The sequence below is a fragment of the Roseateles asaccharophilus genome, assembly GCF_004362405.1.
Classification (GTDB): Bacteria; Pseudomonadota; Gammaproteobacteria; order Burkholderiales; family Burkholderiaceae_C; genus Kinneretia; species Kinneretia asaccharophila.
Map to the genome: position 1 here is coordinate 259,817 of NZ_SNXE01000006.1, position 13,594 is coordinate 273,410.

The window sequence follows — 13,594 nt, forward strand, 5'->3', positions numbered from 1 at the left end:
ATCCAATCAAGAAGCCCGGGCCAGGGGCACCGGGTTGGCCTGACGACCGAAATGGCGCCAGGCGAAGAACAGGGACGCCGCTTGCAGCAGGGCGCAGAAGTAGAAGGGCGCGCCAATACGCCAATCGCCCTTGGGCAGTTCGGCCACCAGATACATCAGACTCATGCCCAGGATGGGCGCGAGCACCGCCATCACGCTGTTCAGCGAGGACACGGCCCCCATGGTCTGCCCCTGGGTCTTGGCATCGGCCGCATTGGAGATCAGGCTTTGCAGGGCCGTCGATGCGGCAAAGCCCAGCACATTGAAGACGATCACGGCATACATCACCCAGCCCGCGGTCGCGGCCCCCCAGACGAAGTTGGTGATGACGCTGGACGCCAGGCCCAGAACCACCAGTCGCTGCGGGCTGAAGAGCTTGAGCAGGCGCGGCAGCAAGAAGCCCTGCACCAGCACCGCCATGGCGCCGACGGCGAACAGGGAGAGTCCGTTTTCCTTGGGGCCCCAACCGAACTTGAAGCTGGTGTAGATGACCCAGCTGGTGTGCAGAATCAACTGGGCCAAGCCGGACAGCGCAATCACGAAGACCAGGGTGCCCACGCCCTTGAGCGCCGCCAGCTTCTTCAAGGAACTGACCGGATTGGCCGTTCGCCACTCGAAGGGACGGCGATGCTCGGGCGCCAGAGACTCGGGCAGCACGAAATAGCCGTAGAGCCAGTTCAGCAGGGCCAAGCCACCCGCCACGTAGAAAGGCAGGTGCAGATCGATATCACCCAGCAAGCCCCCCATGACCGGACCGAGGATGAAGCCCATGCCGAAGGCCGCGCCCAGCATGCCAAAGCGCTTGGCGCGATCTTCCGGCGCGGTGATGTCCGCCACATAGGCATTGGCCACCGAGGCATTGGCCTGCATGGCCCCCGAGAACAGGCGCACCACGATCAACATCCACAGCGCGGTGGCCGAGGCAGTGACCAGAAAGCTCAGGGCCAGACCGGAGAAGCCGATCAGCAGCACCGGCCGGCGCCCGAAGCGGTCGGACAGCGCGCCCAGAATGGGCGCCCCAAAGAAGTTGGCAATGCCGAAGGCGACGCTCACCGCCAGATAGGCCAGGGTGTGCTCGGCCGGCGTCGTGGCAAAGGTACCGACCAGCGGTGGCAGCACCGGAATGATGAGGCCGATCGAGATCATGTCGATCAGCACCGCGATCAGGATGAAAGACATGGCGGCCTTGCGGCCGCCATGCTTGGAATCCTGCTCGCCGGAAGGTACGGTCACCGGCTCGCTCAAGACTTGCTCACTCCAGGCGGTAGTTGGGCGCTTCCTTGGTGATCTGCACATCGTGCACATGGCTCTCGCGGATGCCTGCCGAGGTGATCTCGACAAACTCGGCGCGCTCGTGCATTTCGGCAATGCTGGCGCAGCCGCAATAGCCCATGGAGGCGCGCAGGCCACCGGCCATCTGGAAGGCGATCGCGACCATCGAGCCCTTGTAGGGCACGCGACCTTCGATGCCCTCAGGCACCAGCTTGTCCGCGTTGGGATTCGTGGTCTCGTCGTTTTCCTGGAAGTAGCGGTCGGCCGAACCGGCCTTCATGGCGCCGATGGAGCCCATGCCGCGATAGCTCTTGTAGGAGCGGCCCTGGTAGAGGATGACCTCGCCCGGCGCTTCTTCGGTGCCGGCGAACATGCCGCCCATCATCACGGTGCTGGCTCCGGCGGCGATGGCCTTGGAGATGTCGCCCGAGTAGCGGATGCCGCCGTCGGCGATCAGGGGCACGCCCGTGCCCTTGAGCGCGGTGGCCACATAGTCGATGGCGGTGATCTGGGGCACGCCCACACCGGCCACGATGCGGGTGGTGCAGATGGAGCCGGGGCCAATGCCGACCTTGACGCCGTCGGCACCGGCTTCCACCAGGGCCAGGGCGGCCGCGCCGGTGGCGATATTGCCGCCGATCACGTCAATTTGCGGGTAGTTCTTCTTGACCCAGCGCACGCGCTCGATCACGCCGGCGCTGTGACCATGGGCCGTGTCCACCACGATGGCGTCCACACCAGCTCGCACCAGCAGCTCCACGCGCTCCTCGGTGCCCTCGCCCACGCCCACGGCCGCGCCCACGCGCAGCTTGCCCTGGGCATCACGCGCGGCATTGGGGAAGTTGGTCTGCTTGGTGATGTCCTTGACGGTCATCAGGCCGCGCAGCTCAAAGGCGTCATTGACCACCAGCACGCGCTCCAGCTTGTGCTGGTGCATCAGGGCCTTGCCTTCTTCCAGCGAGGCACCCTCCTTGACCGTGATCAGGCGCTCGGCCGGGGTCATGATCTGGCTGACCGGGGCGTCGTTGCGGGTCTCGAAGCGCAGATCGCGGCCGGTGACAATGCCCACGACCTTCTTGCCCACCAGGACCGGGAAGCCGGAAATGCCGTGCTGCTCGCTCAAGGCCTTGACCTGGCGCACCGTGGTCTCGGGCGTGATGGTGATGGGGTCGCGCAGCAGGCCCGACTCATAGCGCTTGACGCGCGCCACCTCGGCGGCCTGCTGGGCGGGCGTCAGATTCTTGTGCACGATGCCAATCCCGCCCTCCTGGGCGATCGCAATCGCCAGCCGCGCTTCGGTCACGGTATCCATCGCGGCAGAAACCAGAGGCAGGTTCAGCCGGATATTGCGGGTGAGTTGGGTGGCGAGGCTGGTGTCGCGGGGCAACACCTGGGAGAAGGCAGGCACCAGCAACACGTCGTCGAAGGTGAGTGCTTTTCCGAGAAGGCGCATGAGAAAGCTCCAGACGCAAAGCGGCATTATACGGAATGTGTCCACCGGGCCGGCAGCGACTGGCGGATTGCGCGGCGCGGTGGCCGCGAAGATGCAAAGCGTCACGATGGCGGCGCCCCGGCGCCGGGAGCGCTGGCTACACTTCGCGCTAGATCGACCGGAAGCTCACGCCATGTCCCACAAGCCTCTCTCGCACCCTGCACGACCACAGCCCCTGCTCGCTCTGGGACTGGCGGCTCTGGCGCTGCTACTGGGCTTGGGCAGCCCTGCCGCGGAGGCCCAGACTCAGTGGAAGTGGCGCGACGCCTCGGGCAAGGTGCTCTACAGCGATCTGCCACCGCCGGCCAATGTGCCCGAAAAGGACATCCTGCAACGCCCCCCCGGAAAGCGTGCACCTGTGCTGGTGCGCCCCATTGCGGAGGCAGCACCGCCGGCCACGAGCCCAGCCTCCGCGCCAGCGCCCAAGTCGGCCTCGGCGCCCAGCCGGGCGGAGCAGGAACGCCAGGCGCGCGCCCGGCAAGAGCAGGAACAGCAGGCCCGCAAGCAGAAGGACGAAGAGCGCCGCGTGGCCGAGCAGCGCGCCGAGAACTGCAAGCGCGCCACCAGCCATCTGCGCATGCTCGAAGACGGCATGCGCATCTCGCGCCGCAACGAGGCGGGCGAAACGGAATTCCTGGACGAGCGCCAGCGCGCCGAAGAAGCGCAGCGCACACGCGCCATCATCAGCAGCGACTGCCGCTGAAGCGCGCGCCCCGACTCAGATCTCAGATCGCCCCGGCCTTGGGGCGGTGGCGCGAGACGATGCGCCGGCCCGTGGCGCGATAGCGCTGGCGCCGCGCCTCCTTGGGGTCCACGGTCAGCGGACGGTAGAGCTCGATACGGTCTCGCTCGCGCAGCGGCGTGTCCAGCGGCCGCACCCGGCCCCAGATGCCAATGCGAAAGCCCGCCAGGTCCACACCGGCCAGGGTCTCGCAGCCGCTCAGAGCCTGGCCCAGGGTGCAACCGGCCGCCAGGTCCAGCCACTGGTGGCGAACATCGCCCGCCACCGGGCTCCAGACCAGTTCCACCCGCAGCCGCGGCGCCGATTCAGCGGGGACCATAGATCACCTCGGCCCGCTGCACAAAGCGATCCACAAAGGTGTTGGCAATGCGATCGAAGACGGGGCTCACCACGGCCTCCAGCGCACGGCTGGAGAAGGCATAGCGCAGCTCGAACTCGATCTTGCAGGCCTTGTCGGCGTCAGCATCCGCGCCGGGCTTGTTCAGGGGGATGAACTGCCAGACCCCATCCAGCTGCGAGAAGGGGCCATCAACCAGGGCCATCTCGACCCGGCTGTTGCTCAGATGGGTGTTGCGGGTGGTGAAGGCGTGTTGAACCCCCGCATAGGCCAGCGACAGCCGGGCGGTGATGCCATCCTCGCGCTGCTCCAGCAGCTCCGCCTTCTCGCACCAGGGCAGGAACTCGGGATAGTGACTGATACCGGTGACCAGCTGGTACATCTCCTGCGGGGAGTACCACAGCAGCACGGACTTCCTAACGTGTTTCATGGCGCTTCTTACAATGCCGGGATTGTATTGGGCGCAAGCGCCCCAAGATCCGAGCCCATGTCCATCGCAGAAAACCGTCGCGCCCGATTCGAATACCACATAGAGGAGCAGTACGAGTGCGGGGTCGTGCTCGAGGGCTGGGAGATCAAGGCCATACGCGCCGGCCAGGTCCAGCTCACCGATGGCTACGTGATGATCAAGAACGGCGAGCTCTACCTGATCGGCTGCCGCATCAATGCCCTGCGCAGCGCCTCCACCCATGTGAACCCGCAGGCCGACCGCACCAAGAAGCTGCTGCTCAAGAAGGACGAGATCCGCCGCCTGGTGGGCAAGGTGGAGCAGCGTGGCTTCACGCTCGTGCCGCTGAACCTGCACTACAAGGGCGGTCTGGTGAAGGCCGATATCGCCCTGGCCAAGGGCAAGAGCCTGCACGACAAGCGCGAGACCGAGAAGAAGCGCGACTGGGAACGCGAGAAGGGCCAGCTGATGCGCCACAAGGTCAGCGGCAACGGCAAACCCGGCCGCAACTAAAGAGAGCACCATGCAAGCCGACACCTACCGCCCCATCCCCCGTGCACAGTTGTCGGCCCTGCTGGCCGCGGCCCCCAAGGCCGAGCTGCATCTGCACATCGAGGGCACGCTGGAGCCCGAGCTGATGTTCGCCCTGGCCCGGCGCAACAGCATCACCCTGCCCTACCCCGATGTGGAGGCGCTGCGCCGCGCCTACGATTTCAGCGATCTGCAGAGCTTTCTGGACCTCTACTACGCCGGGGCTGGCGTGCTGCAGACGGCGCAGGACTTCGAGGACATGGCCTACGCCTACTTCGAGCGCGCCGCGGCCGACCGCATCCGCCGCGCCGAGATCTTCTTCGACCCGCAGACCCACACCCACCGCGGCATCGCCCTGGCCACCGTGATGGCCGGCCTGGAAGCCGCTATTGCCCGCGCCGAACGCGAGCTGGGCCTGAGCATCGCCCTCATCCCCTGCTTTCTGCGCCACCTCAGCGAGGAAGACGCGCTGCAGACCCTGGACGCCCTGCTGCCCTACCGCGAGCGCCTGCTGGGCGTGGGGCTGGACAGCGGGGAGCGCGGCAATCCACCCGAGAAGTTCGCGCGCGTGTTCGAGCGCGCCCGGGCCCTGGGCCTGCGCATCGTGGCGCATGCCGGCGAGGAAGGCCCGCCCGCCTATATCTGGGGCGCGCTGCAGACCCTGGGTGCCGAGCGCATTGACCACGGCGTGCGCTGCCTGGAAGACCCGGCCCTGGTGGAGGAACTGCGCCGCCGCCAGGTGCCGCTGACGGTCTGCCCGCTATCCAATCTGCGCCTGTGCGTGGTGCCGGACCTGGCGCAGCACCCGCTGCCCGCTCTGCTGGACGCCGGGCTCAAGGTGATGCTCAACTCGGACGACCCGGCCTATTTCGGCGGCTATCTGGGCGCCAATCTGGACCAGTGCTTCGAGGCCCTGCCCCAGCTGGATGCCCGCCACGCCTACACCCTGCTGCGCAACAGCTTCGAGGCCAGCTTCGCCAGCCCCGAGCAGCAAGCCGGCTGGATCGCCGAGCTGGACGCGGTGTTCGCCAGCTTCAGCGCGGACGCAGCACGCTGAGGGCCTGCGCCAGATCGGCGCGCAGATCGGCCTCGGCCTCCAGGCCGATGGCAAAGCGCACGATGCGCTCGGCCGGATAGGGCAGGCCCAGATTGCGGCTGCGCCGCATGTCATAGGGCACGGCCAGGCTCATGGGCCCGGCCCAGGAGTAGCCGATGCCGAAGAGCTGCAGCGCGTCCACAAAGGCATCCACCTCGGCCGGCCCGTATTCGGGCTGGAAGACCACGCTGAACAAGCAGGCCGCGCCCCCGGCGCTGAGGGCCTGCCAATGCGCATGGCCGGGCGAATCCGGCAGGGCCGGGTGCAGCACGCGCGCCACCTCGGGCCGCTGGGCCATCCACGCCGCCAGGGCGCGGGTGCAGGCATCCTGGGCGCGGTAGCGCAGCTCCAAGCTGGGCAGGCCGCGCAGCACCAGCTCCACATCGTTCTGACCCAGGCCGTAGCCCAGGTGCTCATGCGCATGGTTGAGCCGCTCGTGCAGGGCCGCGTCGCGGGTGACGACCGAGCCCATCAGCACATCGGCCCCGCCCGAGGGGTACTTGGTCAGGGCCTGCATGGAAATGTCCACGCCCAGGCCCGGCGCCAGCTCGAAGGGCTTGAAGGCCACGCCCGCACCCCAGGTGTTGTCCAGGGCGCAGACGATGCTGCGCTCACGGCAGGCCGCCACCAGGGCCAGCAGGTCCGGAAACTCCAGGGTGATGGAGCCGGCCGCCTCCAGCCAGACCAGACGGGTCTTCTCGCTCAGCAGGGCCTTGAAGCCGGCCACGTCCAGCGGATCGTAGACGCGGTGGGTGATGCCGAACTGCGGCAGCCAGGACTCGGTGAGATAGCGGTTCTGGCCATACACGTTGTCGGGCACCAGCACCTCGTCGCCGGGGCGCAGCAAGGCCATGGAGACCAGGGTCACGGCGGACAGGCCGCTAGGCGTGAGCAGGCAGTGCGTGCCGCCCTCCAGGCTGGCGATGCGCGCGGCCAGGGTGTAGCTGGTGGGCGTGCCGTGCAGGCCGTAGCGGTAGCTCAGGCCGTCGCGCGGCCGGGGCTTGTGCAGATCGGCGGTGTTCTTGAACAGCACGGTGGAGGCCTTGTAGACCCCCACCGGCACGGCCTCCCAGCCCTCGGGGGCGCGGTAGGCATGGTGGATCTGCTCGGTGGCAATGGCACGCTGGCGGCTCAAGATCGGTCCTCGCTCGACAAAGAAAAAAGGCGGGCCCGGGGCCCGCCTTGATTCTCCGCGATTGCCGCGCCTCAGATGGGCATGGCCACCAGATCGTGGCCCTCGGCCGCGACGATGCGCGCACGCGTGAACTCGCCGACCTTGAGCGTCTTGCTGGCCTTCTCGGGCGGCAGCAGGCGCACGGTGCCGTCGATCTCGGGCGCGTCGGCATAGCTGCGGCCCACGCCACCCTTGCGACCCAGGGCCGGGGCGGAGTCCACCAGCACCTGCATGGTGGCGCCGATGCGCTCGCGCAGCTTGGCGGCCGAGACGCGCTCGGCCACTTCCATGAACTGGGCGCGGCGCGCCTCGCGCACGGCCTCGTCCACGGCGCCGGGCAGCTCGTTGGCGGTGGCGCCTTGCACCGGCGAGTAGGCAAAGCAGCCGGCGCGGTCGATGCGGGCCTCCTGCATGAAGTCCAGCAGGTACTGGAATTCGGCTTCCGTCTCGCCAGGGAAGCCGGCGATGAAGGTGGAGCGGATCACGATCTCGGGGCAGATCTCGCGCCAGCGCTGGATGCGCTCCAGATTCTTCTCGCCATTGGCCGGGCGCTTCATGCGCTTGAGCACATCGGGATGGGCATGCTGCAGGGGCACGTCCAGATAGGGCAGGATCAGCCCCTGGGCCATCAGGGGCAGGATCTCGTCCACATGCGGATAGGGGTAGACGTAGTGCAGGCGCACCCAGGCGCCATGCGCCTTGGCCAGCTCGCCCAGACGGGCCACCAGATCAAAGAGCTTGGTCTTGACCGGCGTGCCGTCCCAGAAGCCGGTGCGGTACTTCACGTCAACACCATAGGCGCTGGTGTCCTGGCTGATGACCAGCAACTCCTTGACGCCGGCCTCGAACAGGGCGCGAGCCTCGTTCAGCACATCGCCGATGGGGCGCGAGACCAGATCGCCGCGCATGCTGGGGATGATGCAGAAGCTGCAGCGGTGGTTGCAGCCCTCGCTGATCTTCAGATAGGCGTAGTGCTTGGGCGTGAGCTTGATGCCCTGGGCGGGCACCAGGTCCACAAAGGGATCGTGGGGCTTGGGCACATGGGTGTGCACCGCGTCCATCACCTCCTGGGTGGCATGCGGGCCGGTCACGGCCAGCACGCTGGGGTGGACTTCCTTGATCAAGTTGTCGCCACCGGCCTGGCCGGCCTTGGCACCCAGGCAGCCGGTCACGATGACCTTGCCGTTCTCGGCCAGGGCCTCGCCAATGGTGTCCAGGCTTTCCTTGACGGCGTCATCGATGAAGCCGCAGGTGTTGACGATCACCAGATCGGCACCGGCAAAGGTCTTGGAGGTTTCATAACCCTCGGCGCGCAGCTGGGTCAGGATCAGCTCGGAATCGGTCAGGGCCTTGGGGCAGCCCAGGCTGACGAAACCGATTTTGGGAGCCGTGCCGGGCGCTGCGGGCTGGGACGGGCTCAGGACGGGGGTATCGCTCATGATGCCCCGATTGTCCCTCAAGCCGGGCGCAGCGCGCCCGGCGCTAGGTGCATCTCAGGGCTTCTTGCCCGGAAAACCCGGCATGCCGGCCATGCCGGGAAAGAGCGCGCCCGCCTGCTTCATCTGCTCCTGCATCTGCTCGAACAGGGTCTTGGACTGCTCCAGATAGCCGCCCATGAGGTTCTGCATGACCGGGTTCTGGGCCGTCATGAACTGGGTCCAGGCCTCCGGGCTGAAGGGCAGACCCTTGCTTTGCTCGGCAAACTTGCTTTGCAGCTCCGTAAAGGACTGCATGTTCTTCTCGAGATAGGCCCCCATCACGCCCTGCATGGCATGGCCATAGAAGCGGATGATCTGTGAGAGCGCGGCGGTGGAGAACATGGGCACGCCCCCGGTCTCTTCCTCCAGAATGATTTGCAGCAGGATGGAGCGCGTCAGGTCCTCGCCGGTCTTGGCGTCGCGGACCTCGAACTCCTGCGCCTCCAGCACCATGGCCTTGACGTCGGCCAGGGTGATGTAGCTGCTGCTGCGGGTGTCGTAGAGGCGCCGGTTGGGGTACTTCTTGAGCACCCGCAGGCCTGTCGTCTCCTCGGCCTTGCTGGCGGACTTGCCGCTGCGGGCAGTGGCCATGGGTTCTCCCTTCGAATGCAATGGAATTTGCCCGCATTCTAGGAGCCCGCACCCCCGACTCCGGAGGGGTTTTCCCAGGCGCGGCGTGGAGGCTCAGGCCGGCTGCGTGAAGAAGAAGACCTCGGCAATCAGGCCTTCGCGGCAGCGATACACCACGGCGAGTTCATGGGGCGTATCGCCACGACCATGAACCACCTCATGATCGACCACCATCTCGGGCAGTACCAGGCGCTGGCTGACCTCGGCCCGGACCGCGGGCTGGGCAAAAGGGCCCGCCGCATAGCGCGCCCTGAAGGCGGCCATGCCCGAGAGCCGGGGCTCGGGCTCGGGCGGGTGCCAGACCTTGACATCCTCGCTGTAGCAGGCGCAAAAGGCCTCCAGGTCCTTGCGGTTGTAGGCCTCAAGCTGAGCCTGGGCCAGCTCGGCGGGGCTGCGGATCGGGCGGGGTGTGGAAGCTGCGGACATAGGTATTGGCATTGACGACGAAGGCACGGATCCGAGCCCGTGCACAGGCTGCGATTCTGGGCCCCGTCAAGGATTCCGTGGGGGCAGCGTCTGGCGCCCCCGGCTTTGAGATAAGCTGGTTTCGTGTCGCCCACAGCCTCCCTGCCATGAGCCGGAATGCCGAGCCCCTGATGCTGGACCACGCCGCCGCCAGCGCCAAGCCAGGCCGCAGCTGCGCCACCTTGCGGCATCTGCTGGCGACTGCGGAGGCGCGCGCCCTGCCCCCACGCTGGCAGCGCGTGCTGGCGTGGCGCTTCCAGCACCCGCGGCTGCTCGCAGCGTGGCTGGGCGGCCTCGGCGAGGCCGAGGCCGCGCGCGACGCCTCGTCACGCTGGCTGTGCAGCCTGATGTATCTGCGTTTTCAGTGCCTGGAGGTCCTGGGCCAGGGCCAGCCTCTGGGGCCCGAGTTGCAGCGCCTGCAAGCCCTGAGCCTGGAACAGGGCTGGAATCCCGAGCAAGCACGGCTGCTGTGTGCCATGGGACGGCTGGCCTACAGCCGGGGTGACTATGGCGAAGCCGCGCAATGCTGGTCCGCCGCCATGCAGCTGGCCCGCTTGAGCGAGGTGGCCGATGCCGAGGTGGAGGCCCGGGTGGGCCTGGGCCAGATCTATGACGCCTTGGGCAATGGCCATACCGCCGCCCGCCTGCACGGCGATGCCGCCCGGCTGGCCGAGTCCTTGCAGGACGACTACCTGGTCAGCAAGGTCGCCATCAACCAGGGCTTCAATTTGCGCGTAATCGGGCGGGCCGAGGCTGCCGGCCGGGCTTTCGAGCGCGGCCTGGAGGCGGCGCGGCGCGGCGCCATACGCCATTACGAGGGTGAATGTCTGTGGCAGCTGGCCGACCTCGCCCTGCAGCAGCAGGCGCTGGAGCTGGCCGCCATCCGCGTCGAACAGGCGCGCAAGCTGGCCGAGGCCGCCGACAACCGCTGGCTGCTCAGCGGCGTCTACCGCACGCTGGCGCAAGTCAAGCTCGCCCAAGGTGAGTCGGAGGCGGCGCGCAGCGCCTTCGAGCGGGCCCTGACTCAGGCAGAACAGACCGGCGCGCGTCGCCAGGCCGCCGACTGCCTGGACGCCCTGGCCCTGCTGGCCGAGCAGGCCGGTGATTTGAGTCGGGCCCTGCGTCACACCCGAGCGGCCAAGGCCTTGCAAGCCGGTCTGCTGGACCAGCTGCATGTGGCCGAGAATCTGGACGCCCTGAGGCAGTACGACCTCAGCGAACCGCCGCCCCTGGAGCGCATGCTGCTCTTGAGCGAAGAGCTGCAGCAGATCGATGCCGACCGGGCACAGGCCCTGCAGCGACTGACCCAGGCCGGTGCCCTGATCCTGCGTGCCGATGTTGTCTCGGTCTGGTACTGGCCCGACGGCGCCGCGGTGTCGACAGCCGACGCCGGCCTGGCCCCGGATGCAAGGCCTCAGTGGCAGCGCTATGTCGAGACACTGCGGCAGTCGCAGCGACCACCCCTGGACATCCGGGTGCTGCATGATTTGCGCGCCCATCCCGATGTAACGGCGCTGCGCCCGGTGCTGCAGTCCCTGGGCCTGGGTTCGGCCATCGAAGTTCCGCTGCGGCAGCAGGGACGCTGGCTGGGCCTGCTGCTGCTGGCCCGGCAAGGGCCGCCCCGGCCCTGGTCGCGTGAAGATGTGTTGCTGGCCTCGCACCTGGGCTCGCTGTGCAGCCATATCGAGGCCAAGCACCAGACGCAACTGGCGCACGAGGCCCTGCTGCAGGCCAACCGCACCCTGGAGCAAAGGGTGATGGAGCGGACGGCCGAACTGGAGTTCAGCAATCATGCCTTGGCACTCGCGAATGAATCGCTCACCGCCGCCACCCTGACCGACCCGCTCACCGGGCTGCACAACCGGCGCTTTCTGGAGCAGCACATCGCGTCGGATCTGGGGCTGGCGCAGCGCGATGTCGTGCGCACCGGCCTGCATATCGTGGCCTATCTGATCGACATCGACCATTTCAAGGCCATCAACGACCGGCATGGCCATGGTGTGGGCGACCAGACCCTGGTGGAGGCGGCCCGGCGCTTGAAAGCCGTCTGCCGCCAGTCCAGCTATCTGGTCCGGCTGGGGGGTGAGGAGTTCCTGCTGGTGGATCGCGGCATGGAAGCCGAGCAATCACCCCACTTGGCCGAACGCATCTGCGAGGTGTTTCGGGCCCGGGATTTTGAACTCGGCCCGCTGCGCTTGCGGGTCCGCTGCTCGGTGGGCTTTGCCTGCTTCCCCTTGGCACGCGAACAGAGCATTCTGAGCTGGCACGAGGTTCTGGAACTGGCCGACCAGGCCATGTATCAGGTCAAGCGTGAGGGTCGCGATGGCTGGATGGGCATCGCTCCAGCCCCCGGGCGAAGGCTGCCCCCCGAAGCACAGCCCCTGAGCGAGCTGCTGGCCAGCGGCTGCCTGCAGGCCATGCGCGGCCTGGGCGCAGCCTCCGCACCAGGCTGAAGACCTGCCCCATGAAAAAGGGCGGCCAGCGGCCGCCCTCGTCATGAGCCCGGATCCGATCAGCGGACCACCGCGATCTGCTCGCGAGCACCACCCTTGTAGGTGAACAGGGTCAGGGCGCCGTTCTTGATGTCGCCCTTGTTGTCGAAGGCGATGGTGCCCGTCACGCCCTTGTAGCCCTCGGTCTTGGCCAGCACCGGCAGGTACTTGGCCGGCTCGGCGGAACCGGCCTTGACCATGGCAGCCACCATCACGTTCACGGCGTCGTACACATAGGGGGCGTAGATCTGCACGTCCACCTTGTACTTGGCCTTGAACTTGGTCTTGAACTCGTCCAGCGACTTCTTGGATTCGCCCTCGACACCACCGGCCTCGGCGCAGACCACCTGGCCGTCGGCCATGGTGCCGGCGGAGAGCTTGGGCAGCTCGCCGGTGCAGATGCCGTCGCCACCCATGAACTTGGCATCGATGCCCAGCTGCTTCATCTGGCGCAGCATCGGGCCGGCCACCGCATCCATGCCGCCGAAGAAGACCACGTCGGGCTTCTTGGCCTTCAGGGAGGTCAGGATGGCGGTGAAGTCCGTGGCCTTGTCACTGGTGAACTCGCGGCCCACGACCTTGCCGCCCGCGGCCTTGACGCCCTTCTCGAACTCGTCGGCCACGCCCTGACCGTAGGCGGTGCGGTCGTCGATCACGGCAATGCTCTTGCCCTTGAGCGTGGTGACGGCGTACTTGCCCAGGGTGCCACCCAGATGCACGTCATCGGCCACCACGCGGAAGGTGGTCTTGTAGCCGTTGCGGGTGAACTTGGGGTTGGTGGCCGAGGGGCTGATCTGCGGAATGCCGGCGTCGCTGTAGACCTTGGAGGCCGGGATAGAGGTGCCGGAGTTCAGGTGACCCACCACGCCATTGACCTTGGCGTCGGCCAGCTTCTGAGCCGCGGCCGTGCCCTGCTTGGGGTCGCCAGCGTCGTCTTCGGCCAGCAGCTCGAACTTGGCCTTCTTGCCGCCGATGGTGACGCCCTTGGCGTTCAGCTCCTCGACGGCCATGCGGGCGCCGAGTTCGTTGTCCTTGCCCAGGTGGGCAATCGCGCCGCTGGTCGGGCCCACATGGCCAATCTTCACCACCAGTTCCTGCGCCATCGCCCCACTGCCCAGGGCCAGCAGCAGCAGGGAGACGCTCGTCTTCAAAGCAGGTTTCATCATGGAAAGTCGCTCGATACAGTTTGTGCTGCCGAACCGGCGAGCCGCGGAGAATGCGGTAGAGGACGCGCGGGCTTCGTCCCTCGTCGAGCCGGCGGGATTCCCGCTCGCTCTCTCTCGAAAACTGGGGACCCTGGCCGTCACTCGCCCAGATAGGCGGCGCGAACCTTGGGATCGTTGAGCAGGGTCTTGCCCTCGCCGGTCATGGTGATGAGGCCGGACTCCATCACATAGC

13 protein-coding genes and 1 pseudogene are annotated in these 13,594 nt (G+C 67.3%); 4 read left to right on the forward strand and 10 right to left on the reverse strand.

The window, feature by feature from the left end; all coding sequences use genetic code 11:
- Positions 1-6 precede the first annotated feature (6 nt).
- Together DFR39_RS14290 and guaB are read right to left on the reverse strand one after the other, a co-directional pair.
- Positions 7-1,284, reverse strand: coding sequence for an MFS transporter (locus tag DFR39_RS14290; protein WP_246030835.1), 1,278 nt, complete (start codon positions 1,282-1,284; stop codon positions 7-9).
- Positions 1,285-1,291: 7 nt separating this feature from the next.
- Positions 1,292-2,764 carry an IMP dehydrogenase gene (gene guaB / locus DFR39_RS14295; RefSeq protein ID WP_133604245.1) on the reverse strand — a complete coding sequence of 491 codons (1,473 nt, stop codon included), beginning with the start codon at positions 2,762-2,764 and terminating at the stop codon, positions 1,292-1,294.
- A 172-nt stretch (positions 2,765-2,936) separates the two neighbouring features.
- On the opposite strand from guaB, the gene DFR39_RS14300 reads away from it, so the two are divergent.
- Complete coding sequence (locus DFR39_RS14300; RefSeq protein ID WP_133604246.1) at positions 2,937-3,506, forward strand: DUF4124 domain-containing protein; 570 nt, start codon at positions 2,937-2,939, stop codon at positions 3,504-3,506.
- A 22-nt stretch (positions 3,507-3,528) separates the two neighbouring features.
- Here DFR39_RS14300 and DFR39_RS14305 read toward each other — a convergent pair whose 3' ends face one another.
- A complete protein-coding gene (locus tag DFR39_RS14305; protein WP_133604247.1) occupies positions 3,529-3,864 on the reverse strand; it encodes an RnfH family protein in 336 nt (111 codons plus the stop codon).
- Positions 3,851-4,312: a type II toxin-antitoxin system RatA family toxin gene (locus tag DFR39_RS14310; protein ID WP_133604248.1), complete on the reverse strand. Its 462-nt coding sequence runs from the start codon at positions 4,310-4,312 to the stop codon at positions 3,851-3,853. The genes DFR39_RS14305 and DFR39_RS14310 overlap by 14 nt, the downstream gene beginning before the upstream one ends.
- 57 nt (positions 4,313-4,369) lie before the next feature.
- On the opposite strand from DFR39_RS14310, the gene smpB reads away from it, so the two are divergent.
- Both smpB and DFR39_RS14320 read left to right on the forward strand, forming a co-directional pair.
- Positions 4,370-4,843: an SsrA-binding protein SmpB gene (gene smpB / locus DFR39_RS14315; RefSeq protein WP_133604249.1), complete on the forward strand. Its 474-nt coding sequence runs from the start codon at positions 4,370-4,372 to the stop codon at positions 4,841-4,843.
- Positions 4,844-4,853: 10 nt separating this feature from the next.
- Entirely contained in the window at positions 4,854-5,918 is a 1,065-nt protein-coding gene (locus DFR39_RS14320) for an adenosine deaminase (protein WP_133604250.1), read from the forward strand.
- On the opposite strand, the gene DFR39_RS14325 is transcribed toward DFR39_RS14320, so the two are convergent.
- From DFR39_RS14325 to DFR39_RS14340, 4 genes are all read right to left on the reverse strand, one after another.
- Positions 5,896-7,092: a PLP-dependent transferase gene (locus DFR39_RS14325; protein WP_246030836.1), complete on the reverse strand. Its 1,197-nt coding sequence runs from the start codon at positions 7,090-7,092 to the stop codon at positions 5,896-5,898. The genes DFR39_RS14320 and DFR39_RS14325 overlap by 23 nt on opposite strands.
- A 71-nt stretch (positions 7,093-7,163) precedes the next feature.
- Entirely contained in the window at positions 7,164-8,570 is a 1,407-nt protein-coding gene (gene rimO / locus DFR39_RS14330; protein WP_133604251.1) for a 30S ribosomal protein S12 methylthiotransferase RimO, read from the reverse strand.
- A gap of 54 nt (positions 8,571-8,624) precedes the next feature.
- Entirely contained in the window at positions 8,625-9,200 is a 576-nt protein-coding gene (gene phaR / locus DFR39_RS14335; protein ID WP_133604252.1) for a polyhydroxyalkanoate synthesis repressor PhaR, read from the reverse strand.
- A 93-nt stretch (positions 9,201-9,293) separates the two neighbouring features.
- Positions 9,294-9,665 (reverse strand): nuclear transport factor 2 family protein, encoded by a 372-nt coding sequence (locus tag DFR39_RS14340; protein WP_162849534.1) that lies wholly within the window; start codon positions 9,663-9,665, stop codon positions 9,294-9,296.
- A 146-nt stretch (positions 9,666-9,811) separates the two neighbouring features.
- On the opposite strand from DFR39_RS14340, the gene DFR39_RS14345 reads away from it, so the two are divergent.
- Positions 9,812-12,157, forward strand: a complete 2,346-nt coding sequence (locus tag DFR39_RS14345; RefSeq protein WP_133604254.1) for a diguanylate cyclase — start codon at positions 9,812-9,814, stop codon at positions 12,155-12,157.
- Between the two features lie 59 nt (positions 12,158-12,216).
- Here the strand turns inward: DFR39_RS14345 and DFR39_RS14350 are convergent, their stop codons facing one another.
- Together DFR39_RS14350 and DFR39_RS14355 are read right to left on the reverse strand one after the other, a co-directional pair.
- Positions 12,217-13,299, reverse strand: coding sequence for a branched-chain amino acid ABC transporter substrate-binding protein (locus tag DFR39_RS14350; RefSeq protein ID WP_246030839.1), 1,083 nt, complete (start codon positions 13,297-13,299; stop codon positions 12,217-12,219).
- A 200-nt stretch (positions 13,300-13,499) separates the two neighbouring features.
- A pseudogene (locus DFR39_RS14355) lies at positions 13,500-13,594 on the reverse strand (ABC transporter ATP-binding protein); the annotation flags it as partial.

What these genes read in the sequence shown, in the direction of transcription:
- guaB (WP_133604245.1), bottom strand. Translation starts at nt 2,764, where the DNA reads ATGCGCCTTCTCGGAAAAGCACTCACCTTCGACGACGTGTTGCTGGTG.
- DFR39_RS14300 (WP_133604246.1), top strand. Translation starts at nt 2,937, where the DNA reads ATGTCCCACAAGCCTCTCTCGCACCCTGCACGACCACAGCCCCTGCTC.
- DFR39_RS14305 (WP_133604247.1), bottom strand. Translation starts at nt 3,864, where the DNA reads ATGGTCCCCGCTGAATCGGCGCCGCGGCTGCGGGTGGAACTGGTCTGG.
- DFR39_RS14310 (WP_133604248.1), bottom strand. Translation starts at nt 4,312, where the DNA reads ATGAAACACGTTAGGAAGTCCGTGCTGCTGTGGTACTCCCCGCAGGAG.
- smpB (WP_133604249.1), top strand. Translation starts at nt 4,370, where the DNA reads ATGTCCATCGCAGAAAACCGTCGCGCCCGATTCGAATACCACATAGAG.
- DFR39_RS14320 (WP_133604250.1), top strand. Translation starts at nt 4,854, where the DNA reads ATGCAAGCCGACACCTACCGCCCCATCCCCCGTGCACAGTTGTCGGCC.
- rimO (WP_133604251.1), bottom strand. Translation starts at nt 8,570, where the DNA reads ATGAGCGATACCCCCGTCCTGAGCCCGTCCCAGCCCGCAGCGCCCGGC.
- phaR (WP_133604252.1), bottom strand. Translation starts at nt 9,200, where the DNA reads ATGGCCACTGCCCGCAGCGGCAAGTCCGCCAGCAAGGCCGAGGAGACG.
- DFR39_RS14340 (WP_162849534.1), bottom strand. Translation starts at nt 9,665, where the DNA reads ATGTCCGCAGCTTCCACACCCCGCCCGATCCGCAGCCCCGCCGAGCTG.
- DFR39_RS14345 (WP_133604254.1), top strand. Translation starts at nt 9,812, where the DNA reads ATGAGCCGGAATGCCGAGCCCCTGATGCTGGACCACGCCGCCGCCAGC.
- DFR39_RS14350 (WP_246030839.1), bottom strand. Translation starts at nt 13,299, where the DNA reads ATGGCGCAGGAACTGGTGGTGAAGATTGGCCATGTGGGCCCGACCAGC.